This window comes from Pseudomonas sp. BSw22131 (assembly GCF_026810445.1).
Taxonomy (GTDB): domain Bacteria; phylum Pseudomonadota; class Gammaproteobacteria; order Pseudomonadales; family Pseudomonadaceae; genus Aquipseudomonas; species Aquipseudomonas huanghezhanensis.
On the sequence record NZ_CP113949.1, the window covers coordinates 1,697,095 to 1,722,673 of the forward strand.

The window sequence follows — 25,579 nt, forward strand, 5'->3', positions numbered from 1 at the left end:
CTTGAAGAGTGGCTTCGAGCGGGTTCCGCCGGCCTGATTTCAGACTCAAGGATGATGTCGATGAATAGCACATTCAGAGCAGACAGCGGCGCCCTCAACGGTGGCAGTTGGCGCATTGATGATGAGTTTCCGCTGCCCGTCGTGCCGGCCATCCTCGAGGATGAGCTGGGACAGGAAGAGGTCGGCGGGTTGCTGCCTCGAACTGCGCTGGAACGAGACCTGCAGGTGACTATTCCCGCCTGGCCATTCACACCCAATTTTCCCAACGTCGTGGTGCTGTCGTGGCGGGTCGCCGGTGCTCCATTTGTTGAAGTAGACCGCTTCACCTTCCAGCCCCCGATCGCTCCCGGGGATAAAACCGTCCAGGTACGTCAGGCGTTGCTGATGGAAGGTACCTACGAGCTCTCCTACAAGATTTCGGTGGTGAATAACCCGTCGCCGGAGTCACTGAAGAAAGTCGTCACGGTGGATCTATCGCCGCCCGGTGCCGGTCAGAAACCGCTGCCGGTGGTCTTTCCGAGTGAGCTGGCCGGTGTGATCTCCGACGAGTACTTGACCAGCGAAGGCGCGGTCGAGTGTTCGGTACCCTCTTACTTCGGCGCCAAGGCCAAAGACGTGGCGATCTGGTTCTGGAGCGACACCAATCCACCGCCGGACGGGGAAATCGACCAGGGTGAGGTGATTTTCAGTCAGGATGAGATTGACGACGGCCTGTTGTTCATATCCGTTCCCGAGCAGGTGATCAGGGCGTCAGGTCAGGGCTCCCGGTACGTGTACTACCTCTTGCGGGATCTGGCGGGAAACATCAGCGCGCGCTCGGAGCTTTCACCCATCACGGTGGACCTGACGCCGCCGCCGGAAAACCTCCAGCCGGTGCGAGTACCACTGTCGACCCGCTGTCTGATCGATCGCCAGCATGCACGCGAAGGTGCGACCAACGAAGGCGGCGTCACGGTAGAGATCGATCAATACGACAATGCGGCCCCAGAGCACCGGGTAATTATCAACTGGGACGGCACCGAGCTTGCCGAAGTGCCTGTCGATCCGTCCGGATTCCCGCTGCGCGCGTTCGTGCCGTGGACCGTATTGACCGCCAGAGGGCTTGGCCCACTGAGCGTCCAGGTCGATTATGAGGTGCGTCGTGGAACCTTGGTCACGCCTTCTCCGGGACCTGTCTCTGTGCCGGTTGACTTCACCCTGGCCGGGCAGGATCACGCCAATGCTCCGGCATTATTGAACGTCACCCTGGAGAAACCCGAGGTGCGTGGCCAAAACTCCGATACGTCCAACACGCTAACGGGGGCGGACGTCGGTCTGGATGCCACGGCGACTTTGGCCCTTTATCAAAACCCCCATCCCGGCGAGCGACTGGCGCTGTTTTGGGGGAGTGCGGCCGCACCGGTCGCCGAGTACACCGTTAAAGCCGGGGACCTGGTCGGTCAATCGATAGCCTTCGTCATTCCTTGGTCAGCCATAGAACCGGAGCTGATCAACCCCGCGCTGGGACTCTTCTATGTGACCGATAACGGCGTCAACCAACAGTTGTCCAGGACAACTGACGTCAACGTGAACATTGAGGTCATCGAGGATCTGCTGGAGCCTTCTTTCCCCCATGCCGATATTTACGGCTATCTCAATTGCTGTGCCGTACCCAGGTTGTGGGAGGGCGTGACGGTGAGGGTTCCCGGCGATGCCCGGTTTGCAGCGGGCGACCGTATCGAGCTCAGCTGGCAAGGATGCAAGAACCTCAACGGCACCGATCCGATCACGGGTGTTACCGCGACGTTTTCCAGAACATTGAGCGCTGTTGATGCGAGCAACGGATATGACCAGATCGTGCTGCCGTTCGAGACACTCATCGCGCCAATGGAAGACAACGGATCTGCCACGGCCCAGTACACGCTTCATAAAGCCAGCGGGACGGTGGGGCGCTCATACATGGATTTTGTCAAGATCACGCGACTGATGCCGGATGGGAAGTTATGCGGTCCCGGCAACGATCTGTGTGCAGAGACGTCGCAGTCTCAAGCTGAAGGGCCCGTTGTGGAAACGATTTGGGCAAGGATGATCAACGCGGCAGTGCGCCGTTTTCGCAAGTAACCCCGATGTCAACGACACGTGGCAGATGAACGTCGGCTGGTGCAGTACGTAGCCAATGGACTGAAGGCCACTCAAGGAGGAAGTAGCATGAATACCCCGAACACGCTCCCGAAAGTCAAAAAGGGCCAGCAGGCACGCGACGACTTTCAGTTGTTTCGCAGAAGTCTACAACTGGCGGTACCTGGGCCGACGCTTCATGCGGATAACCCGTTGCTGCCGCCCACTGCTGACGATACCGAGAACCAGTTGCCGCACCAGTTTCAAGGTACGGTGCTGAAAGTCGAAATCCCGGCGTTTGACGTGGTATCTGATCCGAACCGACCAGGCATGGTTTATCTCAAGTGGGATGGCATACGGCAGCGCCTCAGCCAGTACCCGTTCACGACGCCGCTGGACACGCGTGTGTTCCCTATTCAGCTCACCTTGCCCGCAGAGGCCACACTTTCGGCTGGACGCCACACGCTTACTTATGAAGTCAGTATTGGCGGAAATCCAGTGGGATCGACGCCACTGCCGATCTATATCGATCAGGTCGCACCCAACTTCGGACAAGAGGCTGCACGGGTCACATTGCCCCCAGAGGTCGAAGCCGACGGCATTACCAAGGAATACCTTGATGCCAATGGTAAGGTCACCGTGACGGTGCCCGAGTACAACGACAAAAAAATCGGCGACGAGATATCCGTGTATTACGGAAGCAACCCTCAGACCGCATTGTTGGTAGGCACCTTCACAAGGCCCGACACCACGACGCCGGTGACAGTGGATTTGACCACCGCGCAGATCGGAACGTCGGAAGGCGACAAATTGCTGTTCTACCGTCTGCGGGACAGAGTCGGCAACCTTGGCCCTGAATCGTCATACAAGCCCGTCCTCGTCACATTGAGTGCCGCGCCGATAGGGCTCAAACCGCTGACGGTGCCTTTGGCCGCTGACGGCGACGTCGACATCGCTGACGCCAACGTGGGGGTACAGGTGCAGATTGAGGCGTACACCAACTTTGTCGCTGGCGATCAAGCGGTTGTCACCTGGGGCGGCAAATTACTGGGCGCGGTGCCCGTCACGCAGTCGGGGCCGACATTCGTAACCGTCCCTTTTGCAGTATTGCTGGACGGCAACCGGGGGCCGAAAACGGTCGCTGTGACTTACCTGATTAAACGGGGGCAGAAAGAATATCCCGAGCCTTCTTCTGTTGATGTCGACGTGGATCTGCGCACACCCGGGCCGACGAACCCGGACGAACCTGACCCGGTGAATCCCGATCTGGCGCTGATTACGGTGCAGGCGGCCGTCACTGCTGAGGCCAATACGGTGAAGCCCGCAGACGCGGGGCAGCCGGCGACAGCTTCCGTGGTGATTTATGAAAACTCTAAGGCGGATGACGTGGTGCAGCTGTACTGGAATAACGTGGCAGTGCCTGATTCCGGAGACTCTACCATTCCTGGCGGGACATACGTGGTGACTGGGCAGGAGGCTGTGGGTTTCATCATGGAGTTTGCCATTCCATGGGCGACCATCGAGGCACAAGGCAATGGCAGTGCGCTGCCGGTGCGCTATTCGATCGCACACCCGGCCGTCAACGATGCCGTTGTCTACTCTGAAGATCAGCCGGTTGAAGTGTCCGTGCAGACAGTGAAACTGCCCGCCGTATTGTTTCTAAACCTCGACCAGGACTTCGGTTACCTCAACTGCGGTTCATTGAGAAGTGTCAGCCCTCAAGGCTGGGTTGTGGAGATAAGTGTCGCGGGAGGGGAGCCACGTCTGGCGGATCAGCAACTGACGTTCAACTACGCCGGGCTCAACGATGCAACGCAGGCCAACGTAACGTTCGCGTTCACGTTTACCCCAACCATTGAACAGGCCACCAACGGCTTCCTGGTGTACTTGCCTTACGATCCACCCCTGATCGAAACCCGCGACGGGCCGGGCAGTATTACGTACACCGCGAATGTCGACGGGTTTCCTGTCACCTCAGATCCCCACAGCGTGATTGTGTTCATGGCGACGGCCGGGGCGGGTGCTCCGACGTGCGAGTTGTCAGCCAGAACCGTCCGTCGCTGAGGGCATAACTTAAAGGGGGGCGTCTCAGACGCCTCTCCTTTATCGAGGGTCTGGTTCCAGCATTCTCATAGTCCAAGGGGCCTATTCTGCGCGCCGTTATTTCGAATCAATCCAACTTGGCAGGTTTGATTGACAGTACTTCTAACTGTCAGCTCACTATCAAAGTTGTACACCTTAAGTCGCCGTAGGAATCGCCCTACACGTTGGTCGGATGCGTCCTGCATAGTATTCCGAACATGCTCTATACAGTCCCGCTCCCGGCGAATACGCCAGTCTTTGCATCTCCATTCAGTGGACGCGAGCTCATGAACGCTAAAAAGCAACTCCGTAAGTCAAAGTTCTTCAACCCTCCTTTTTTTAACGGTTCCCCCGCCGGGCGTACATCTTGGGCCGCCATGCTGAGTGCGTTTCCGGCCTTGCTGTTCGCACCTGTCTCATTTGCAGCGCTGGTGGAGAATGGCGCAGTGCTGAACATTAATGCATCCACGCCTGTCGATGATTACGCAGTGAGAGATGCCGGCAGTACCTTGAATGCTTCGAACGCGTTGGCCCGTTCGATTTCACTGAGCGACGGCGCGACGCTCAACTTTGTCAACAGCAGCGTGCAATCGCCGGATGACGGTGTCGTGGTTACCGCAAGCACTGCAACCATCACCAACAGTACGATCGTTGGCGATTATGTGGGCTTGTCGGTGAACAGACCGATTGGCACAACGGTCGGGTCGCAAGTGCAAGTGACCGGCGGCGCGCTGCAGGGCGGCGAGGTGGGGGCGCAAGTCACGGGAGCCAGCCGCTTGCAGCTGAGCGGGGTTCAGGTAACAGGTACAAACTCAGGCAGTGTCGGGCTGAACATCTTCGGTGGCGACGTAGTGGCGAACAATGGTACGACCATCAAGGGCGCCGAGCACGGCGTGTACATGATAAGCGACGCTCAAGGGGTGGGTGATAGCGTTCTGGTACTCGATAACGCTTCTGCCGAGGGCACCAATGGTGCCGCCATTCTGGTCGATGGCCTGGGCAGCGGTCTGGTCGCCAACCTGAGTCTGCTTAATGGCACAACCCTCACGGGTGGCAACGGCAACGCCCTGGAAATTGCGAACACGGCGACGGCGAACGTGCTGCTGCAGAACAGTGAAGTGACCGGTAACTTCGCTATCTCCAACGGCAGCATTGCCAACCTGACCTTTGATAATGGCCGGCTGATCGGTAACGTTACGGCGGACGCCACCAGCAGCGGTAACTTGGTGCTGAACAATGGCTCGGCGCTCACGGGTGATGTCACTGGAATTGATACGGTCAATCTGAATGCGAGTTCCATTACCGGGAGCGTGACCTCGGCCAGCAACGCCGGTGTGGTTTCGCTGGCTAACGGCTCACTGCTTGAAGGTAACGTAACCAGTGACAACGTCAGCCTGAATGCCAGTCAGATGAAGGGCGACATCACTTCGATCGGCAGTGCAGGCGTCGTGTCGCTCGTCGGCAGTTCGGCGCTTGAAGGTAATATCAGCAGCGATAACGTCAGCCTTGATGCCAGTTCGATGTCCGGCGATATCACCTCCAGTGCCGGCGTTGTTTCGCTGACCAACAACTCGGTGTTCACCGGCAACTTGATCAACGTCGACAGCACCACCCTCGCAGGGTCTTCCACCTGGGATATGGTGGGTTCTAATACCCTCAACTCACTTGCAGTGAATGACAGTACGGTGCGGTTTGGCGCGACCAACGCGTTCTATCAGCTCAACGTTGGCACGCTGTCGGGTAACGGCACCTTCATCATGGATGCCGATTACCTCACCAACGAGCACGACCTGCTCAACGTTACCGGTTCTGCAACGGGCAGCCATACCTTGCTGATCGCAGGTTCGGGCGTCGATCCGACTTCACCGCAGCCCTTGACCGTCGTGCAGACCGGGGGCGGTAACGCGACGTTCTCGCTGGCGGGCGATGGTGCGGTGGACGTGGGGACCTATTCCTATCAGTTGGCGTCGGCCAGCAACGGCGCGGGTGGAACCGACTGGTTTCTCGACCCGGGCACGGCGACGATCAGCCCTGGCACGCGCTCTGTACTGGCGCTGTTCAATACCGCGCCGACGGTCTGGTACGGCGAGCTGACGTCGCTGCGCAGTCGCATGGGCGAGTTGCGATTCAACGGCGGCAAGGCGGGCGGCTGGGTGCGCACCTATGGCAATAAATACAACGTCGATGAAGCCTCGGGTGTCGGTTATCAGCAGACGCAGCAGGGCGTGTCGCTGGGTGCCGATGCCCCGTTGCCGGTGGGCGACGGGCAGTGGCTGGTGGGTGTGCTGGCCGGGCACAGTAAATCCGACCTTGACCTCAGCCGCGGTACCTCGGGCACGGTCAACAGTTATTACGCCGGGATTTACACCACCTGGATGGATCAGGCCAGCGGTTACTATTTCGACGGTGTCTTGAAGTTCAACCGCTTCCGCAACGACTCGAAGGTCAGCATCAGCGATGGCACCCGTGCCAAGGGCGATTACGACAACTCAGGCGCAGGTGGCTCGGTGGAGTTTGGTCGACACATCAAGCTGAACGACGGCTATTTCATCGAACCGTACAGCCAGTTGTCTGCGGTGGTGATTCAAGGCAAGGATTACGAGCTGAACAACGACATGCGTGCCGAAGGCGATCGCACCCGCTCGCTGCTGGGCAAGGTGGGGATGACGGCAGGCCGCAACTTCGTAATGAGCGACGGCAAAGTGTTGCAACCGTATGTGCGGGTGGCGGGCGTGCATGAGTTCGCGAAGAACAACGAAGTTCAGGTCAACAACAACGTGTTCAACAACGACTTGTCCGGCTCGCGGGGTGAGTTGGGTGCGGGGATTGCCGTGGCGTTTTCCGACAGCCTGCAGCTGCATGCTGACTTCGATTACGCCAATGGCGAGCAGATTGAACAGCCATTCGGGGCGAATGTGGGGTTGCGGTATAGCTGGTAATGAAAAGGGCTCGCCCCGTCTTGTTGACGGGGCGAGTAGAGGCTCTAGATCGCTACGATGTTACAGAAACTGCCCACGTTTTCATACTTTATCGACCCGGTACCTTGTGCCCCTGTTACCAGGTTTTTGGTGTAGTTCATATAGAACCCGGGGGCGCTGGTACTCGACCAATAGGATCCGTTGCCCATGGGAAACCTATTTCCATACTGGCTCCAAATACTGTTCAGCACATCAAGGGGAGGTATTCCGAGTCCCCGTGATGCAGCGGTTTTCTGCCCCCCTTTGAAGGTGTCGTTCCCCAAGCCATAAACCATGGTTACATTTGAAACTGTCACGTTGTAGCTGCCTGTGCGACCTTGCCCATCCTGCACAGTGATAGTTGCGACGCCGTTCGATACCGAATTGATACGGCCATCTTTATTAACTTGTACCTTTGTGTCATTGCTGGATGAGTAAGTGTAAGGTGGCACACCGCTGCTGGGAATCCTGACCAGAGTAGTGCCTGCCGGCCACCTCAAAGGTTCATGGCCTGGATAACCTGCCATACCCCAAAGCGCGCCATTCAGCGACACGGGCGTCGAATCCAGCACAAAATCCGGTACCGGTGATACCACGGTGAAGTTGCGAGTATCCGACGAAGGATTGTCGGCATATCTACCCACGGCATTGATGCCGTGGATACCCAGTGCCACGCTCACCGACAAGCTCCAGCTTCCCGTACCCCCTACCACCGTCGTCCCCCTGGAAGCGAAGTAGTCGAAGACCTCAACCTGCGCGTTCGCCGCTGCCGTACCCGACGCCGTCACTGTGGTTTCGGCGGTGGTGCCTCCCTGAGCGATCTCTCCCTTGGAATCCCGCACGCTTAATGTTGGCGCCGTTGCAGCCTGAACATTGAATGTCCATGCCGACGACACTGGATTGCTCGCGTACAACGCTTTTGCGGTCAGGCGATGGGCGCCGACCGACAGGCCGCTGACAGACCGTGACCAGTTGCCGCTGTTGCTCACGCTGGCAGTACCTCTGGACGAGGCACCGTCGAACACCTCCACGGATTGACCGATCGAGGCCATGCCCGACGCGGTGACCGTATTGGCGTAGGTTGAACCGCCATTGATCACCGGCGTTCCATCGGGTTCTGCAACCTTAGTGATGGTCGGGGTCACCAAGGCTGTGATGGTGAAGTTACGCACCGGTGATTCCGGGTAGTTTGCGTAGTCGGCTTTGGCTTTCATCTTATGGGCGGCGACGTTCAGGCCGGTCAGGGGCAATGTCCATTGTCCGGCCGCATTGGCGCTGACTTTGCCGAGGCTCGCCATACCGTCGAAGATCTCGACCTGCAGGTTCGCACTGGCACTTCCCGTCAGCACTACATCGGTGGCCACGGTAAATCCGTCGGGCGGAATCTCGACGTTTTTCGAGTCTTTGATGCTGGTGATTTTTGGGGTAACGGCAGCCGCGACGATCACTGTCCAGATCGCTGATTCAGGCAGCGTTCCATACAACGCTTTAGCTTTGAGTGGATGCGAGGCCACCGCGAGGCCGGAAAGGGTCAACGACCAGGTGCCCGCGCTGTTTGTCCGCGCCGTACCTTTGGAGGTCTTGTCGTCGAACAGTTCGATCTGCTGATCGGGACTGCCTTGGCCGGACACCGTGACGCTGGTCTCGACGGTCGATCCGCCGTTGCTGATCGGCCCGTTGGAGCCCAGCACCTGAGTGATGGTCGGCGTCAGGTTGGCGACCACCTCAAAGCCACGGGGCGGTGAAACCATTCCGCTTCCATCAAGGGCGTTGGCCTTCAGACTATAGTTTTTAACGGTCAATCCCGTCAGGGAACCGCTCCAGGTGCCGCTGCTGTTGGCTATCACCGTCGCCAGGCGCGTGCTGCCATCAAGGATTTCCAGCTCGGCTTCAACGGTGGAGGTGCCGCTGATGCTCAAAGCGGTATCGAACGTGGTGCCGCCGTCAGCCACCTCACCCTTGCTGTCCTTGATACTGACGATTTGCGGATTGACCCAGTCTTGATGCAGCTTGAAGGTGTACACCGTACGCGGAAACTGGACGGCGGCGCTTTCGCTGGCAGTGCCGTCGAAGGCGACGTTGCAGATCACCACAAGGCGAGTGTCCTGCCCGAGCTTCTCCAGTTCAGTGCGCAAAGCGCTTTCAGACAGGCCGGCACTCGCCTGGCCGCTGGTCAGCGGAGCACCGTCCAGCAGCGTAATCGAGTAGACGCCGCCGCCACTGGTTTCCCCCTCAAGCCGCAGCCATACACGCTGGCCCTCGAGGATGAAGGGCCATTTGGCAACGGTTGCCGTGCCGTTGCCGGTGAAGGTTGCCAGGTTAAGGGTCATCGTCTGGCTGTTGGCCTGGGTGATGACGGGGTGCGGCAGGTCCTTGTCGGGGTCACCGAACGGCAGCACTGGCAGGCGCAACATCTCGGACTGCTTTCCTGCGGTGTAGCGTTTGACGCGATAGTACACGCTCACCTCGCGCCCGATGTTGGCGCCGATCACGGTGGCGGGCACCGTGAACTCGACTTGCCCGTTGGCGCTGCCGGGTTTTTCCTGATCAGCGGGCGTGCCGATGCCCGTGCTGCCCAGCCAGACCAACGTGACGAGATCTTGTGCCTCCATGCTGGCGTAGCTCACCCGTACGGTCGCGCCCGCCAGCGCATTCATGGGGTCAAGTACCCCGGCGCTGGCCTGCACCACGGTAGGGGCGGGCAGTTCGCCGATGAGTTTGCCGATTACCAGATCCAGCGTTGCCGAGTACTGAAACGTGCCGGTGGCGCCGCGCTCAAGGGTGTACAGCACCCTTACTTCATCATTGATGTTGGGCTCGACCAACGACCGGGGAATGGTGAAGTCGAGCGGTTTGCCGGCAATGGCAGTGGTGATGGGGATCCAGTCGCTGCCGCTGCCCTCCAGCGGATGGCCGAGCCAATACCAGGTCAGCGTATCGCCGGCAACCGTACCGGGGTAATTGACCCGTAGCGTGACATCACCGCGGTTCACCTCGGGGTCGAGCACGCCGTTCACTGCTTCAACGATGATCGGCGCGGGCAGTTCCGCCACGTGCTGGCCGACTCTGACGAGCAAGTGCTCCGATACCCGCACATCAAACACCTGCCAGGCGTCATTGGAGACCCGATAGCTGACGTCGAGTGTGCCGTTTTCAAGCAACGCGATGTGTTCGCCCATCACAGGGATATACACGACGTTGTCTACTTCGTTCGCCGTCACGATGTGCTGGGTTTCATACAGATAGGGCGCGCCATCAACTCGGGTGCCCAGCCAGTCCAGATTAATCAGATCGCCGTTGGCCATGCCGGCGTAAACCGGGATCTCTACATGGGCGCGTTCTTCAAGCGGGTCGAGTACATCGCCGATCAGTTCCAGAATGCGCGGAATCTCCAGCGGTGCCACTCCGGTAATCCGCACGGCTGCCCGTTTCGACGACTGTGGCGGGGCACCGTTGGCTTTGGTCAGGACATAAGAGGCCTGAGCGGTTCCGTTGATCATCTGACGCACGAGTGCATTTGGCACGGTAGTGTCATAGATTGCCGGGATATTCGTTATGGTGACCGATTGGCGGTGCTCCAGCGGGGCGTCTGCCGCCGTGGTGCCGAGCCAGGTCATGGTAACCGTGTCGCCGAGCTCGAACGGGTCTGCGGCGACAGAGATTTTCACCGTGACGTTCGCGCTGCCCAGATTGCCCAGGTCGATCTCGCCGTTGATAGCCTCCTGAATGATCGGTGCCGGCAGCTTCCAGCCGCCGGCGTCTACCGGCACGAAGGTCTGCAGCGACCATTCTTCGGAGAAATTCCAGACCTCGTCGTACACCTGATAATGAACGAGCAGGTCGTCGGCATCGCCTGCCGCGAGTATGGCGGCCTGGTCAACCGTGATAACTACAGGATCATTGCCTGCTGCCTCCTGTTCAGTGATCGGCCGACTGATCGACACCACGCCCCAGCGCAACTCGACGGTGTCGCGCGCGGCGCGCCCCGGGTAGGTGGCGATGGTCACTGGGATGCCATCCTTGGCCCACTGGGCATCAACGCCGTTGTCAATAACGTCCTGGGGCAGTTGCGGCGCCGCGAGTTCCGAGTGGCCAGGCAGGTGCGGATCTTTGTCCTTGCCTGCCGGCCGGTCGAGTTTGACCCGCAGGCGCAACGGTACGGATTCGTCTGTCTTGCCCGAGCTGGCGTGGGTCAGGCTGTAGAAGACTTTTTCAGCCCAGTCGGGGTGGATCGAATCAGTTGGCAGATAGAAAAACATGCGTTTGTCGATGTCGACGTCAGTGACGTCGCGCCCGCCCACGGACAGGCCGTCCCAATAGATGTCGACACGGTCGCCCACCTGCATGCGCAGCCAGGGGTCGAGGACAGTGAGCAAACCGCTCAGGTTGTCTTCGACCATGCTGATGTTGACCCCACCGTCGCCGTCTACGACGGGGGTGACCAGGCCGGCGATCAACACAGGACGCAACGCGAGCGTTGAGTAGTCGCGATTCAGTGGGGGGAAGAGCGTGCGTGAGTAGCGTTTCATGGTGAGCTTCCTTGTCGGGTTGTGTCCTGAGTCAACTGCCAGCTGCGCTGCTGCATGTCGGAGGTCATGGCTGCGGAGTGGGCTACTTGAACCGACGCAACCACCATGCTGCAGGGTATTCCGGGTTACCAAGGGCTTTGGGCGCCCTGTCGTTTGGAGAAGGATAGTTCGGCGACGTGGCCCTGGTGGGTTGACTGCTGTCGATGAATGCCAGCGTTATTGGGCGCTGTATCGGGGATTCTGGCTACTGTCAGAAATGACAGGTCTGGTCAAAAAGCGATCGGTTTGGGTCACCGCTTATCGGATGCTCGTAGGGCTGTTGATCACCGGAACGTCGCCGGCGTAGCGCGTCCACGACGCTTTGAATTGCGCCAGTGTGAGGGCTGCGAAGCCGGTATTGGCAGTGAGAAGGTGAACCACTCTGATGCCGCTCACCGTCAGCGAGTAACGGCGGGTGGCCCACGAGCTGTCTGTGGAAATGATGACGGGACGTTCGGGTCGGTGCCGGGGTCGAGGAAGCCGTCCTGCGCCTCCTCGACCTCGGGTTTGCCCCAGCTAGCTATCGCTCGGCTGCGTTGTTTTTTTTCGATGGTGCGGCTGGCACTCAGCGCGCGGCCTCTCGAAGCCTATGTGGCCTGGTAGGAGAGCTTCCCGCGTACAAGGCTTTGTATGGCGCTGCTATCGCCACCGCCCGAGGTACTGGGCCACGTCACCACCCTGCCGTCGGACGTGAGTGCCACAAAGCATTGGCTATTGGCATAGACCGCCTGCACATCGCGCAGCTCGGTAACCACGGTGCTGGTATCGCCGCCGAGTTTCGCATCGCCCCAGGCAACCACAGTCCCGTTGCGACGCAGCGCGGCGAAAGCCATGCCGCTGCCGACAACCTGAACGATATCGTCAAGCGAGGCGATGTCCTGAGGGATGATCCCGCCATGAGTGGCCAGCCCCCACGCAACTACGTGACCATTACCGCGACGGGCCGCGAATGCTAGCCAGGTGGAACTGACCTCGATGATATCGGTCAGCGACTTGATGTCTTCAGGCACAACGCCGCCATACGTCGCGTCACCCCACGCCCTCACTTGCCCGTTTTTCGTGATCAAGGAAAACGCAAATGTGGTGCTGCATCCCAGTTCGGCAATATTGGTCAACGCGGCGATGACGGGAGGCACTGTCCCACCGTTTGCAGCGGTGCCCCAGGCAACGACGCGGCCGTTGCTGCGCATGGCAGCGAAGGCTGCGGAATTACCGGAAACCTCGATGATGTCGGTCAGGCTCGCAATATCATCAGGCACAGTGCCGCCCTCTGTAGCGACTCCCCACGCTACGACCTGACCGTTGTTTCGGATCGCGGCAAATGCGAGACGACCCCCGACAATTTGGGAGATGTCGGTCAGCGCGGATATCTCCGCAGGTACGGTCCCGCCCGCACCAGCAAGGCCCCACGCGACCAGATTTCCGGCCGTTTTTATCCCGGCAAATGCCACACTGTTGCTGGCAATATGAATGAAGTCCGCAGCAGAAGTGCCGGGCTTAGGTACAGCGAGGCTGCCGCCCTCAGCGGCATTGCCCCAGACCACGACATAACCGTTCAGGCGTCGAGCGGCGTAAGCGCTGCGGGTGCAGCTGACTTCGACGATGTCGTCCATGGCGATGATCGATGAAGGAATCTGTGCTCCATATGCAGCGTTGCCCCAGCCGATCACGTCACCGGTGTCTAGATGGGCAACCAGGGCCCCTTGATTGGTGACGCTATCACCGCTTCCGACAACATTGTTCGGGTTAAGGGCTGCCATGTCATCGCTGGTGCGAATACGCAAGACCCGGTCCGGGTGTTTGTCACGGAAGCTGGTGCCCTGAGTCCAGCTCGCGCCATCGCCTTCGTATTGCCATTGTGGCGAGAGCGCAGCGCCGGTCGTGGCGTTGAAGGCACTGATACGCCGCGGTGTCGCCGAGGCCCGGTAACTGGCGCGATTGAATCGCGCGCCCATGATGTTCAGCTTGCCTGCGCCGATATCAATCTTGACGTCATAGACAGCGTCGGGTGATGGGCCTTCAGTGGCCCCGCTTGCCCGCTTCACCGTGTAATTCAAGGTCACGCTGTATCCAGCGTTGGCCGCAACCGTTGCATAGGCGACGTCGAATGTCATCACGCCGGCAGCGGTGGCCTGCTGGACAAACGATACGCTGCTGTTACCCGATTGGCCCATCCAGGTGAGGGTGACTTCATCCCTCACGGCAAGCTGCGCGCCAATGCCGATGGTCACATGAGCGCCGTTGAGCACGTTATTGGGGTCCAGCTTCGAGCCGACCGCTTCCACGATGCTCGGCGCAGACAACGGCAGAGCGGTGGAGCCCTGCACGCTGAACGTCAGGAGCAGTGAAGGTTTTTCGTCGCCTTGCATTGGGATCACGGTGTAACTCACCGTGACGTTGCCATCCACGCTTTTGCGAACCTCTGCGAGCGTCACAGAAAAGCTCACATCTTTCCCGACCGCAGCGCCCGTGATGTTCTTGTTGGCTGTATAGGCCGGTGTGCCCTTATCGTCTTTCCAGTTAATCGTGACGACGTCACCCGATTCCATGCCCTCCCAGTGCGGGACGACGATCTGCGCTCCGGAGGGGACTTCCTCAATCTCAAGGATGCCGTCCTCACTGCCTGGCACAGAGGGAGCGACCAGCAGAGGCTGTTGCCCGGCACCCACCGTGAACCCCATCACCTCGGAGTCGCTGCGGCGTCCGCTCGCACGAATCACCCAGTACGAGGCCTCAACGGTGCCGCCGTCGTTGGCCGAAATGTCATCTGGATACAGGTCGAACACGACGGGTTTGTTCAGGGTAAACGAGGTGATTTTCAGCGAGTCCTCCACATCGCCGTTGACGCTGCCACGCCACAGGTAATGCACGTCATCGCCTATGGCCATGTCAGGATAAATCCGCACGGTAAGGGTTGTTGCGCCGTAGGCGGGATCTATCGCCTCATTCACCACGCCTGCAACTACTGGGGCTGGCAGCTCGGCACGGGCCTCGCCCACTTTCAGCAGCGTGGCGCGGGCGGATTCGCGGTTGACGATCGTGCCGTCTACGTCTTTGGCCAATATGAAATACAACCCGAGTGTGCCGCCCTCGATGGCTTTGAGGTGCGTACCCGGTACGGTGAAATTGATCGGAGCCTTGGCGGTGGCCTCCCGGCTGGTGATGTTATGCGGGTTCAATTCCGGGTCGTAGATGGTGAGGTCAGGCCGGGTGCCGACCCATTTCAGAATCAGTTGGTCCCCCGCCGCCATGCTGTCATCCCACGGGATCTGCACAACGGTGCTTGGGAGGGCTGGATCGATCGCGCCTTGCGCGGCATCAAGCGCAACTGGCGCGGCCATACGCACGGCCTCACCGACCACACTGATGAAGGCCCCTCTGGACTTCGACTCGGTGCTGTCCAGATGGATCAAGCGATAGGAGAACACCGCCTGGGTTTGAGCCAGTTGCCGGACGACGGCGTTAGGTATTTCCGCCTCGAAGACATGCGGCAGGCGGTCGATCGTAATCTCCGCCGCTTCATAGCTGACCGGATCGCCTTCGGCTGTAGTGCCCGTCAACTTCACCAGGATCTTGTCGCCCATGACAAAGTCGGCCCTGAGCGCCCCAAGGCGCGAGAACGTCTCTTTGCCCATCGACGCTTGCAATCGTGCAGCCTGTTCCGGCGTCAACGACTGACTGAGTTGCTCCAGCATCGCGCGAGTCGTGGCCGCTACGATCTGTACCGTCACTGGGCCGCCCGCCAGCGTGTCCAGGTCCAGGACGTTGCTGAGTGCTTCCTTGACGAACGGAGAGCCCAGCCGCGAGTTGCCGGTGTCAACCACAATACGGATCTCGGCGGCCCAGTCTTCGGACCGGTTATCCACCATGTCGTAGACCTCAAACGTCACGGCCAGGCCGTTTGCGCCTGAGTCTCCTCCCGCAAGAATCACCGCTTTATCGACCGTGATCTCGACCGATTGGTCCACTTCCCCAGCGGTCACTTTGTGGTGCACAAACTCCCCGCCCCAGGAGAGCTTGATATCGTCCCCTGCGGCCATGTAAGGATAAGGCTCAATGGTGACCGGCACGCCTGCCTCGGCGTCCGTGTCATCTACACCATCGTTGATAATCTGCTGAGGCAGCGTCAGTTTCAGCGCTGAATGACCAGGGGCTTCACCGTTCTGATCCTGCCCGCCGGGGCGATCGAGTTTGACCAGTACATCGGTTCCAGCGGAGATTTCGGCGCTCTGGCTCAAACGCGTCACGCGGTACTGCAGGGTGTGATTGCCGGAGGTGAGGCGCTCGGACTCGATAAAGGCGGTCACCCGCAGTCCGACCTCCGCCGCCTCGATGAACTCTGTCGTGACCACCTTGTTATCGAGCAACACCACTACACTGTCGCCCTGGCCCATGGCTGACCATGCCGGAATGTACAGCTGCAAGCCATTCTGCGGAAAGTTGTCCAGTGCGGCGCCGTGGTTGATGCCCCATAACGTCTTGCCTGGCTCAGCCGGTGGCTCGGGGAGAGGGCCCACGGCACCGGGTATTTCCAGGTCGAGGAGTGAGTTGGGGCCAATGGAGCGGTGAGACGAGTCTTGCGGGGATGAGGTCATGGCGGTGACTCCTGTCGATGGGTTCCAGGAGTCATTGAGCGCCGGATCGGGAGAATTGACTACTGTCACAAATGACAGGTTTTGCTGCCTTTGGTCGGCTTTAAACTGAGGTGGAGCATGGCCTCGCGCGCCGACAAAGTCGGCTTTAAATAGCCGTCTGTTTCGCCGCTCAGCAGGGGGCTATTTCCAGCTGTGAATGGGCCAGCCAGCTGCTTGTGCCGCCTCGCGCAGCATGGGGTCAGGGTTCACCGCGTGGGGGAAATCCACCTTCTGCAGCAGCGGCAGATCATTGCGTGAGTCCGAATAGAAACTCGCACCCTCCAGGTTCTCGCCTTCCTGATCCAGCCATGCCATCAAGCGGGTGATCTTGCCTTCGCGGTAGGTGAGCACGCCGGTGGTCTTGCCGGTGTAAACGCCGTGGGCGACTTCCAGGTCGATGGCCAGCACTTCATCAACGCCGATGCGCTCGGCAATCGGCTTGACCAGGTGCACGCCCGATGCGGAGATGATCAGAATGCGATCACCGGCCGCGCGGTGCTCGGCGATGGCCTTGGTGGCGTCACTGAAAATGATCGGCTCGATGTAATCCTCAACCCAGGGCCCCACCAGAAAATCCACTTCCTCCGGCGTGCGCCCGACCATCGGGTCTAGGCTGAACGCCATGTAATCTTCCATGGCCAGCTCGCCCTTGCCGTAGGCGTCCATCAGGTCGTGGTCCTTCTTCATGAACCACTCGGGATCGACCCAGCCCAGCCGCCCCATCTGCTCGCTCCACAGACTGGAACAGTCGCCGTGTATCAGGGTTTCGTCCAGATCGAAAATTGCTAAAGCCATTAAAGCTGTCCTCTTTTTTGATACTTACGCAGTGCCCTTGTAGGAGCGCTTGCCCGCGAATGCGTTGGATCAAGCGGCATCTAAGGCGCTGACCCACCCCATTCGCGGGCAAGCGCGCTCCTACAGGGTTGGCGTCGAGTTCATGCCACTTCACACAACGCCGACGCTTCAATGTGCAGGGTGACGCGCTGGCCCTTCGGGTGCAAGTCGCTGGCCGAGCGGTTGAGCACGTCCACCACCAGTTCCACGCCTCGGGCTTCGACGCGATAGCGGATCACGTTGCCCAGCAGGCTGTGGCTGCGCACTTCACCTTCCAGCGAGCCGGTCAGGCTCAGTTGAATGGCTTCCGGGCGAATCGCCACGCGGCTGTTGATCGGGCGCTGCATCAGGCGGCTGGCGGCGTCCGCCTCCAGCAGGTTGTAGTTGCCGATGAAGCCGGCGGCGAACGCATCGACCGGCGCGGTGTAGAGGGTTTCAGCGTCGCCGCTTTGCACGATCCGGCCCTGATTCATCAGGAAAATCCGGTCAGACATGGTCAGCGCTTCTTCCTGATCGTGGGTCACGAAAATCGTCGTCAGACCCAGCTCCTGCTGAATCGCGCGGATCTGCTCGCGCAGGTGCTTGCGGATGCGCGCATCGAGTGCCGACAGCGGCTCGTCGAGCAACAACAGGCGAGGGCGCGTCACCAGCGAGCGCGCCAGTGCCACACGCTGGCACTGGCCGCCGGACAACTGATGCGGATAGCGCTTGGCGTAGTCGCCCAGTTCCACCAGCTTCAAGACCTCGGCCACGCGTTGCTGGCTTTCATCGGCGTTGACCTTCTGCATGCGCAGGCCGAAGGCAACGTTCTGCTCCACGTTCATGTTCGGGAACAGCGCGTAACTCTGGAACACCATGCCGATGCCGCGCTTCTGTGGCGACACGGGAACCAGGTCCTTGCCATCCAGAAAGATGCGTCCGCTGGTGACCGATGTCAGGCCGGCGATGCAGCGCAGCAGGGTGGATTTGCCGCAGCCGGACGGGCCGAGCAGGGTGACGAATTCGCCTTTGTGGATCACGCAGTTGATATCGCTGAAGACGGCTGTGCTGGCGTAGTTCTTTTGCAGGTTTTCAACACTGACGAAGCTCATATCAGTCGTTGTCCTTGTTCAGTCGGTTGGCGGCCCAGGTCAGCAGCAGCACGAAGAGGAAATAGGAGATCACCAGCGCGCTGTTGAAGTGGCCGCTGCTGTTGCGCATGTTGTTCAGGTAAACCTGCAAGGTCTCGTAACGGGTGCCGACCAGCAGATTGGCGAACACGAACTCGCCGAACAGGAACGAGAACGACAGCAGCAGGGCGATCATCAGGCCCTTGCGCAGGTTCGGCAGCACCACCAGAAACGCGGCCTGAAAGGTATTGGCGCCAAGCAATTGAGCCGCGTCCATCAGGTCCACCAAATTGATCGCCTGCAGGTTGTTGGTGATCGCCCGGTACATGAACGGCAACGCGACGGTGAAGTAACAGCCGATCAGAATCCACGGCGTCCCGACCATCGCCATCGGCCCCGAGCCATAGAGCTGCAACAGCCCGACCGAAGACACCACGGGCGGCACGGCGAAGGGCAGCAGGATCAGGATGTTCATCACGCTGTCGAGTTTCGGAAAGTGGTAATGCACAACGAACAGCAGCGGCAGTACCAGCACCACCGACAGAATCAGTGCGCCCACGCAGACCAGCAGTGATTGACCAAAAGCGATGAGAAAACGCGGATCACTCCACAGAGCCACGTACCATTTGAACGTGAGACCGCTGGGCAGGATCGTCGCCGACCAACTGGTGGCGAGGGAATAGACGAACGTCCCGAGCAGCGGCGCCAGCAGAATCAGAAACAGGATGTACACCACGATGCGGTGGTAGAGCCCGGCCGGGCCTTGTTCAGCGCGAGACATGGTAGCTCCTCTTCAACAGCCATTGATGGACGACAGTCACCAGCGTCATCAGGCCAACCAGAATCATCGCCAGTGCACTGGCCATGTTCGGGTCCAGCGTGATGTCGCCGGCCACCATTGCCGCGATCCGGATGGGCAACACGTTGAAGTTGCCGGTGGTCAGCGCGTAGACCGTGGCGTAGGCGCCAAGGGCGTTGGCCAGCAGGATCACGAACGTGCCGAGCAGGGCAGGTGTCAGCACCGGCAGGCCGATGTGACGCCAGAAATCCCAGGTGCTGGCGCCCAGCAGCGACGCCGATTCGCGCCAGTCTTCACGCAGTGCGTCAAACGCCGGGTACAGCAGCAGCACGCCGAGCGGGATCTGGAAATAGGTGTAGAGAATGATCAGGCCGGTCTTGGAGTACAGGTTGAAGTCATCGATGATCCCGGCCTGTTTGAGAATCAGCGTCAGCGTGCCGTTGAAGCCCAGCAGAATGATGAAAGCAAAGGCCAGCGGCACGCCGGAGAAGTTACTGGTCATGTTGGCGAACGCGCTGACGAAGTCGCGCAGCCGCGAAGGCACTTTGCGCAGCGAGTAGCTGCCCAGAATAGCGATGAAGATACCGATCACGCTCGACCAGAAACTGATCTCCAGGCTGTACTGGATCGCCTGACGATAGAAGCGCGAGTCGAACGCTTTGATGAAGTTTTCCAGGCCCCAGCCGGCGTCGGAATGCAGGCTGTTGATCGCGACCCAGGCCAGCGGTGCGATCTGGAAAATAATGAAGAATATGGCGAACGGCAGCAGGCACAGCAGCCCCAGCCACTTGCCCCGACTTTGTGAGTTCACTTGAGCATCTCCCTGCAGACGGGCTTGTCGTGGGGCACACCGAGCAGTTCGCAGACGGTGCCGCACAGATCGGTTTGTTTGGGTTGAGCGTCGGGATTGAGGGTGAACGCGTCGCCCATCACGAACAGCGGCACCTCGCGTTCTTCCGGCAGGATGCCGTTGTGGGAGCGGTCGTTGTTCATGCCGTGATCGGCGGTCACCAGCACTTGATAACCGGCGTCGAGCCAGCGTTGCAGGTATTGGGCCAGGATGATGTCGGCCGTGCGCGCACTGTTGCGGTATTGCGGGGTGTCGAGGCCGTGCTTGTGCCCGGCGTCGTCGATGTTCATGGGGTGAACGAACAGAAAGTTTGGTTCATGGCGCACGCGCAGATGCTCGGCGTCATCGAACAGGTGGGAGTCGGGGTAGTGATCGACGTAATAGAAGTGCCCGTGCTGAATCGGCAGTTCCGGGGCGTCGGTGTGGCGATCTCGCGCTGCGATGAACGGCGAACGGTTATACAACTCGCTGACCCAGTGATAGGCCGCAGCGGCGGTGGTCAGGCCTGCGTCTTTGGCGTAGTGAAACACGCTGCGCTGGGTGGACAGGCGTGACACCTGGTTGTGCACGATGCCGCTGTCGATGGGCGCAACGCCGGTCAGAATGCATTCGTACAGTGGGCGGGACAACGAAGGCAGCTCGCACTCGATTCTGTACAGCGCAGCGCGGCCAGCATTGCTGTAGGCCAGCAGATGCCCCATCGCATGCTGGGCAACGCTGTAGCTCAAGCCGTCCAGCAGGATCAGGATGACGTTGTGTTTCATGTGCCGCTCCGGGGTACTTGAATTCGATGTGCAAGCGAGGCCTGGCAGTGATCTGCTTTTGATTCTGGCCGCAGGCCGTGGGAGTCCAGCTTGCTGACGATCTGCCGCGAAGCGTTAGTAAGCCAGACACCCTGGCAGTGTCAGGTGTTTTGCATGTTCAGGTTAGGCTGCCGGTTCCCGGCAGATCGTCAGCAAGCTGAACTCCTGCGCCCTCCGGGCAGAAGCGGAACTTCGGTGTTTCGCAAGAGTTGGCGCTTCATCCTTGAAGCGCCAGCCGGGCATCACTGCATTTCGACGATGACTTGCTCGTTCCATTGCTGAGGCAGGGCTTTGGAGGTCTTTTCCCATGCGGCCGGGTCTTTGATCGGGGTCACGCCTTTGTACTGCTCGTTAGGCAGCAGTTGTTTTTGAACGTCTTCCGGCAGCTTCAAGTGCTCGGCACGAATCGGACGAGCGTTGCCACGCGCCAGATTGGTCTGGCCGGCATCACTGAAGATGTATTCGCGCGTCAGCTTGGCCGCGTTCGGGTGCTTGGCGTATTTGTTGATGATGGTGGTGTAACCGGAGATCACGGAGCCGTCGGACGGGATCAGCACCACGTAATCATCGGGGTTGGCCATCTTGGCCTTGTAGCTCAGGCCGTTGAAGTCCCAGACGATCCCGACTTCCACTTCACCTTTTTCCATGGTCTGGATGGTCGGGTTGTTGATGCCCAGGCGTTTCTGTTTAGCCAGTTCCGTGAACAGCTGCAGGCCGGGCGCGATATTGGTTTCGTCGCCTTTCATGGCAATCGCAGCGGCCAGGACGCCGTTGGCTGCCTGGGCTGCGGTGCTCACGTCACCGATGGTGACTTTGTATTTGCCAGACTTGAGGTCGGCCCATTTGGTTGGGACTTCAGAGCCGTGCAGCAGCTTCTTGTTGACGATAAACGCGATGGTGCCGGTATAGGCCAGTGCCCAGTGACCGTCTTTGTCCTTCGCCCAATCCGGGACCTGGTCCCAAGTGCTTGGCTTGTACGGTTGAGTCACGCCTTTTGCAGTGGCAATCGGGCCAAACGCTGCACCGACGTCACCAATATCGGCGCTGGCGTTGTCTTTTTCCGCATCGAACTTGGCCACTTCCTGGGCCGAGCTCATGTCGGTGTCCATGTGCTTGATGCCGTATTTGGCGGTCAGGTCAGACCAGGTGCCTTTCCAGTTGGCCCAGTCATCGGGCATCCCGACACTGTTGACCGCGCCTTCGGTCTTGGCTGCGGCTTCCAGAGTTTTCAGGTCAGCGTCCGCGGCCATGGCCGATGTGCTCAGCGCAATGGCCGAACCCAGGAGTGATGCCAGCAAAAGGTGTTTCATTCGAAGCTCCTTGTGCACTTCTCGACGAATTCTTAGAAGTGATCGTTGCGGGTAGGTTGGTCTAGGTCAGCAATACCTGAGCCAAGTTAGGCCTGTTGGATGACATTTTCGTGTCTGGACCGACTCTTGCTGGAGCAAGCCATAGCTCCGCAGATCGCTGTGAAATGAGCGTAGACCATGCTCAACCGCTTGATCTGCAAGGGTCTGACGATTTGCTTAGCGCCGGCGCAGCAGCGGCCTCGGCGTGGAATGTCACGCAACGGTCATCTACGCTGCCTAGGCTCTGGAGCACTGAAACGGGCCATTCAGCAAGCGACACTGCCCTTAAATAGCGCTGGTCTAGTCCAGATAGGTAACGCAATGCGCGAAGAAATGCCCCGAGCGGTGACGACCATCTGCAACGCGCTGCAAGAGCAGATCGAACACGGCCTGTTGCCGCCGGGCAGCAAGTTGCCGGCTGAGCGCAAGTTGAGCGAGGTCTTCGATACGACACGCATTACTTTGCGCGAGGCGCTGGTGCAGCTCGAGGCTCAGGGCCTGATCTACCGCGAGGAGCGCCGTGGCTGGTTCATCTCGCCGCCGCGACTGGCCTATGACCTGATGCGCCGCAGCCACTTTCACGCGATGGTTCAGGCTCAAGGCCGAGTGCCCGCGACCCAGGTGATTTCCGCGCGGCTGCAACCGGCCTCGGCGGTCATCTGCGGGCTGCTGCAACTGTCGGCGCTGTCCAGCGTGATCCAGATTTGCCGCGCGCGACGCATTGATCAGCGTCTGGTGCTGTATGTGGAGCACTACCTCAACCCCGAATACTTCCCGCAGATCCTCGAATTCGACCTCAACCAGTCACTGACAGAGCTTTATGCAGGCCGTTATGGCATTCGTTACGGTCAGGTGCGTTTCGAGATGGTGCCGACGTCGTTACCCATTGATGCAGCTGCTGCGCTGAAGGTGTCGATTGGTAGCCCCGGTTTGCGCATCGCCCGGGTCAATCACGACCAGCAGGGCCGTTTGATCGATTGCGATCTGGAGTATTGGCGGCATGATGCGATTCATGTAAGTGCGGTGGTGGGGGAGATTTAAAGTCGCTGACATCGCTATAGGAGCGCGCTTGCCCGCGATCGCTGTGTGTCAGTTTACGCATTCGATACTGACCCACCGCCATCGCGGGCAAGCGCGCTCCTACAATGAGAGTGTGTTCAGCCCGCCGAATCGTTCTTGTTTGAGCGAACCCCGGTCACGCTTCCGCCACTGGTGCTGACCTGCACGTTCAGTCGTGGCGTTGCCAGGTCCATGCCCGATTCATCCAGATAGCGTTTTAGGGACATATTGAACGCCCGTGACACTTCCCACTGCTTGATCGGCGCCGTCTTGAAGCGGGCACGCAAAATGGCGTTGCCTGACTCGAAGCTTTCCACCCCTTGAATCTCCAGCGGCGACCAGATATTGCGGCGCTGTAGCGGGTCGGCACGCATCTTTTGACCGACATCGCGAATCATCTTCAGCGCATCATCGATGGTCATGCTCGATGGGATGGCGATACGGAAAATAGCGTAGCCGAACTCCCGTGAATAATTCTGAATGCTCTTGATCTCGCTGAACGGAATGGTGTGCACGATGCCGTCGATGTCGCGTAGCCGGACTGTGCGAATCGTCAGCCCTTCGACGGTACCCAGATGCCCGCCAACGTCCACGTAATCGTCGATGGCCAGCGAGTCTTCGATGATGATGAACAGCCCGGTGATCAGGTCCGCCACCAGCGATTGCGCACCAAAGCCAATCGCCAGACCGATCACGCCGGCGCCCGCCAGCAGCGGCGTCACGTTCATGCCCATGTTGGCCAGCGCGACGATCAGCGCAATGATGAAAATCGTCACGAACAGCACGTTGCGAATCAACGGCATCATCGTCTGCGCACGGGCGTTGGCTAAACCTTTGCGCGAGCGGGTGAGGGCGTGATGGATGGCGGTGTCGCTGATGATCCAGATCAGCCAGGCAAACATCAGCGTGGCGGCCAGACCGATCAGCCGGATGCTGATGTCGTGGCCTTCGCCATCGGCAAAGCGGATCAACGACAATCCCCAGACCCGCAGCCCCAGCTCGATGAACACCAGCCATACCAAGAGGTGCGCCACGGTGTAGAAAAAGTGCTTCAAACGGTCCGAATACAGAGCGTGACGTTTGTGACCGTGGGCAGGTTTTTGCGAATGCCGCCGCACCAGCCCGTTGATCACCATGCACAAAATCAGCAGCACGGTGCAGATCAGAGCCTGGCGCAACGCGGTGCTGGTGTCGCCGGCAGAGAAGAATGTCGCGAACAACGACACCGCCACCAGCACCAGAGCAGGCAAGTACCAGAAGTTGCCGATAACGTCGATGCTGTCACTCAGCGCATGGCGCTTCAGGCGGCGGGACAGCGGCTGATTGCGGATGAGGTGGGCGATGGGGCGGCGGAAGCGGATGACGAACAACCCGCTAGATGCGGCGGCCATGACGTTGGCCAGGGTCGCCGCGGTGTGCGCCAGATGGACGCCGAGGCTGGCCACCAGCCGCGGATCGCTGAGCGCTTCACCGAACGCTGCAAAACTGCCAATCCACCACAGCGGTCGAAAGGCCTGATGGCGCAGGATGTACAGCGCCTGATGCCGATGCGGGCCATCGAGCAATGAGAACGCAATCACGCAGATGGCTGAAAACAGTGTGCCGACCACCAGCGCATAGGCCAGCACCATGGCCAGGTCCCGGCCCAGCGACGGTGGCAGCGAGTAACTCAGGTAAATGGTGAAGATAAGCGCCACGAGCCATGGGCCCAATTTACGCAGTGCAAAACGCAGCATGTCCCAGGGGCGCGGGTGTTGGGGAAGCTCTTCGGACAGCCCGAAGCGCAATCGCACTTTATGCCCGAGCCAGATCAACGCGGCGGCCGACAGGCTCCAGAGCGCCAATACCACGGCAAAGCTGAAGATGATGGGCCACCATTGATTGGCAGGCAGCATCAGAGCCATCAGCTCGTCCTGCGCCATACCGACCTCATACGACCAACGACTGAGCGGGCTGTCTTCGCCGGTGAATTGGCTTTCCAGCTCGGCGAACGAACTCCCGATCAAGCCCAGCACGCCTTGCTCGGCGGTGGGTTGCGCCTTCTTCGTGGCGTCCCGAAGTTTCTTCAGATCGCTCAGCAATCGGGCACGCTGCTGGTCGTTCTCCAGTGAGGTGATGACCTCGTCCAGCGACTGACCGAGCGGCTCCTGTGCCTGTGGTTGAGTTTTTTCTGCGCTGCCCAACAGCCCCGGCAAACCTGCCGCCTGTGTCAACGCGACAGGGAGCAGCGCCAACAGCGCAATCAGCAGCAGGCGGGACAAAACAAGCAGGCGGGCGGGAGCAATCACCGGGCAATCAACCTCGAATCGGCAGGCGTCCGATACAGCCAGCGCCAGTGGGCTGGCGCCTCAGACAGGGGCGTCTGAGTTTACGAGCGGTGTCCTGCCTTGGCGAGCGGCAATTTTGGCGCAGGCTCGCGGTTGGCGAAGGCGCGGCGA

The 25,579-nt window shown here is 59.7% G+C and carries 13 protein-coding genes; 4 read left to right on the top strand and 9 right to left on the bottom strand.

Annotated elements, in window-relative coordinates; genetic code table 11:
* Window positions 1-60: 60 nt before the first annotated feature.
* From OYW20_RS07600 to OYW20_RS07610, 3 genes are all read left to right on the top strand, one after another.
* Window positions 61-2,100: a hypothetical protein gene (locus tag OYW20_RS07600; RefSeq protein ID WP_268800088.1), complete on the top strand. Its 2,040-nt coding sequence runs from the start codon at window positions 61-63 to the stop codon at window positions 2,098-2,100.
* Between the two features lie 87 nt (window positions 2,101-2,187).
* A complete protein-coding gene (locus tag OYW20_RS07605) occupies window positions 2,188-4,161 on the top strand; it encodes a hypothetical protein (protein ID WP_268800089.1) in 1,974 nt (657 codons plus the stop codon).
* Window positions 4,162-4,556: 395 nt separating this feature from the next.
* Complete coding sequence (locus OYW20_RS07610) at window positions 4,557-7,118, top strand: autotransporter outer membrane beta-barrel domain-containing protein (RefSeq protein ID WP_268800090.1); 2,562 nt, start codon at window positions 4,557-4,559, stop codon at window positions 7,116-7,118.
* A 44-nt stretch (window positions 7,119-7,162) separates the two neighbouring features.
* Here OYW20_RS07610 and OYW20_RS07615 read toward each other — a convergent pair whose 3' ends face one another.
* The 8 genes from OYW20_RS07615 to OYW20_RS07650 form a co-directional block, all read right to left on the bottom strand.
* Window positions 7,163-11,665, bottom strand: coding sequence for a hypothetical protein (locus OYW20_RS07615; RefSeq protein ID WP_268800091.1), 4,503 nt, complete (start codon window positions 11,663-11,665; stop codon window positions 7,163-7,165).
* A gap of 626 nt (window positions 11,666-12,291) precedes the next feature.
* Window positions 12,292-16,299 (bottom strand): RCC1 domain-containing protein, encoded by a 4,008-nt coding sequence (locus OYW20_RS07620; protein ID WP_268800092.1) that lies wholly within the window; start codon window positions 16,297-16,299, stop codon window positions 12,292-12,294.
* Window positions 16,300-16,479: 180 nt separating this feature from the next.
* On the bottom strand, window positions 16,480-17,133 hold the full coding sequence (locus OYW20_RS07625) for an HAD family hydrolase (protein ID WP_268800093.1): 654 nt from the start codon (window positions 17,131-17,133) through the stop codon (window positions 16,480-16,482).
* A gap of 140 nt (window positions 17,134-17,273) precedes the next feature.
* A complete protein-coding gene (locus OYW20_RS07630; protein ID WP_268800094.1) occupies window positions 17,274-18,263 on the bottom strand; it encodes an ABC transporter ATP-binding protein in 990 nt (329 codons plus the stop codon).
* A 1-nt stretch (window position 18,264) separates the two neighbouring features.
* Window positions 18,265-19,062, bottom strand: coding sequence for an ABC transporter permease (locus OYW20_RS07635; protein ID WP_268800095.1), 798 nt, complete (start codon window positions 19,060-19,062; stop codon window positions 18,265-18,267).
* On the bottom strand, window positions 19,049-19,891 hold the full coding sequence (locus OYW20_RS07640; RefSeq protein ID WP_268800096.1) for an ABC transporter permease: 843 nt from the start codon (window positions 19,889-19,891) through the stop codon (window positions 19,049-19,051). Before OYW20_RS07640 ends, OYW20_RS07635 begins: the two co-directional genes overlap by 14 nt.
* Window positions 19,888-20,694 carry an alkaline phosphatase family protein gene (locus OYW20_RS07645; protein WP_268800097.1) on the bottom strand — a complete coding sequence of 269 codons (807 nt, stop codon included), beginning with the start codon at window positions 20,692-20,694 and terminating at the stop codon, window positions 19,888-19,890. The genes OYW20_RS07640 and OYW20_RS07645 overlap by 4 nt, the downstream gene beginning before the upstream one ends.
* Before the next feature lie 281 nt (window positions 20,695-20,975).
* Complete coding sequence (locus OYW20_RS07650; RefSeq protein WP_268800098.1) at window positions 20,976-22,043, bottom strand: ABC transporter substrate-binding protein; 1,068 nt, start codon at window positions 22,041-22,043, stop codon at window positions 20,976-20,978.
* 360 nt (window positions 22,044-22,403) lie between these two features.
* Between OYW20_RS07650 and OYW20_RS07655 the strand changes: the two genes are divergently transcribed.
* Entirely contained in the window at window positions 22,404-23,123 is a 720-nt protein-coding gene (locus OYW20_RS07655) for a UTRA domain-containing protein (protein WP_268800099.1), read from the top strand.
* 116 nt (window positions 23,124-23,239) lie between these two features.
* Here OYW20_RS07655 and OYW20_RS07660 read toward each other — a convergent pair whose 3' ends face one another.
* Entirely contained in the window at window positions 23,240-25,429 is a 2,190-nt protein-coding gene (locus OYW20_RS07660) for a mechanosensitive ion channel family protein (RefSeq protein ID WP_268800100.1), read from the bottom strand.
* Window positions 25,430-25,579: the final 150 nt, after the last annotated feature.

What these genes read in the sequence shown, in the direction of transcription:
- OYW20_RS07600 (WP_268800088.1), top strand. Translation starts at nt 61, where the DNA reads ATGAATAGCACATTCAGAGCAGACAGCGGCGCCCTCAACGGTGGCAGT.
- OYW20_RS07605 (WP_268800089.1), top strand. Translation starts at nt 2,188, where the DNA reads ATGAATACCCCGAACACGCTCCCGAAAGTCAAAAAGGGCCAGCAGGCA.
- OYW20_RS07610 (WP_268800090.1), top strand. Translation starts at nt 4,557, where the DNA reads ATGCTGAGTGCGTTTCCGGCCTTGCTGTTCGCACCTGTCTCATTTGCA.
- OYW20_RS07615 (WP_268800091.1), bottom strand. Translation starts at nt 11,665, where the DNA reads ATGAAACGCTACTCACGCACGCTCTTCCCCCCACTGAATCGCGACTAC.
- OYW20_RS07620 (WP_268800092.1), bottom strand. Translation starts at nt 16,299, where the DNA reads ATGACCTCATCCCCGCAAGACTCGTCTCACCGCTCCATTGGCCCCAAC.
- OYW20_RS07625 (WP_268800093.1), bottom strand. Translation starts at nt 17,133, where the DNA reads ATGGCTTTAGCAATTTTCGATCTGGACGAAACCCTGATACACGGCGAC.
- OYW20_RS07630 (WP_268800094.1), bottom strand. Translation starts at nt 18,263, where the DNA reads ATGAGCTTCGTCAGTGTTGAAAACCTGCAAAAGAACTACGCCAGCACA.
- OYW20_RS07635 (WP_268800095.1), bottom strand. Translation starts at nt 19,062, where the DNA reads ATGTCTCGCGCTGAACAAGGCCCGGCCGGGCTCTACCACCGCATCGTG.
- OYW20_RS07645 (WP_268800097.1), bottom strand. Translation starts at nt 20,694, where the DNA reads ATGAAACACAACGTCATCCTGATCCTGCTGGACGGCTTGAGCTACAGC.
- OYW20_RS07650 (WP_268800098.1), bottom strand. Translation starts at nt 22,043, where the DNA reads ATGAAACACCTTTTGCTGGCATCACTCCTGGGTTCGGCCATTGCGCTG.
- OYW20_RS07655 (WP_268800099.1), top strand. Translation starts at nt 22,404, where the DNA reads ATGCGCGAAGAAATGCCCCGAGCGGTGACGACCATCTGCAACGCGCTG.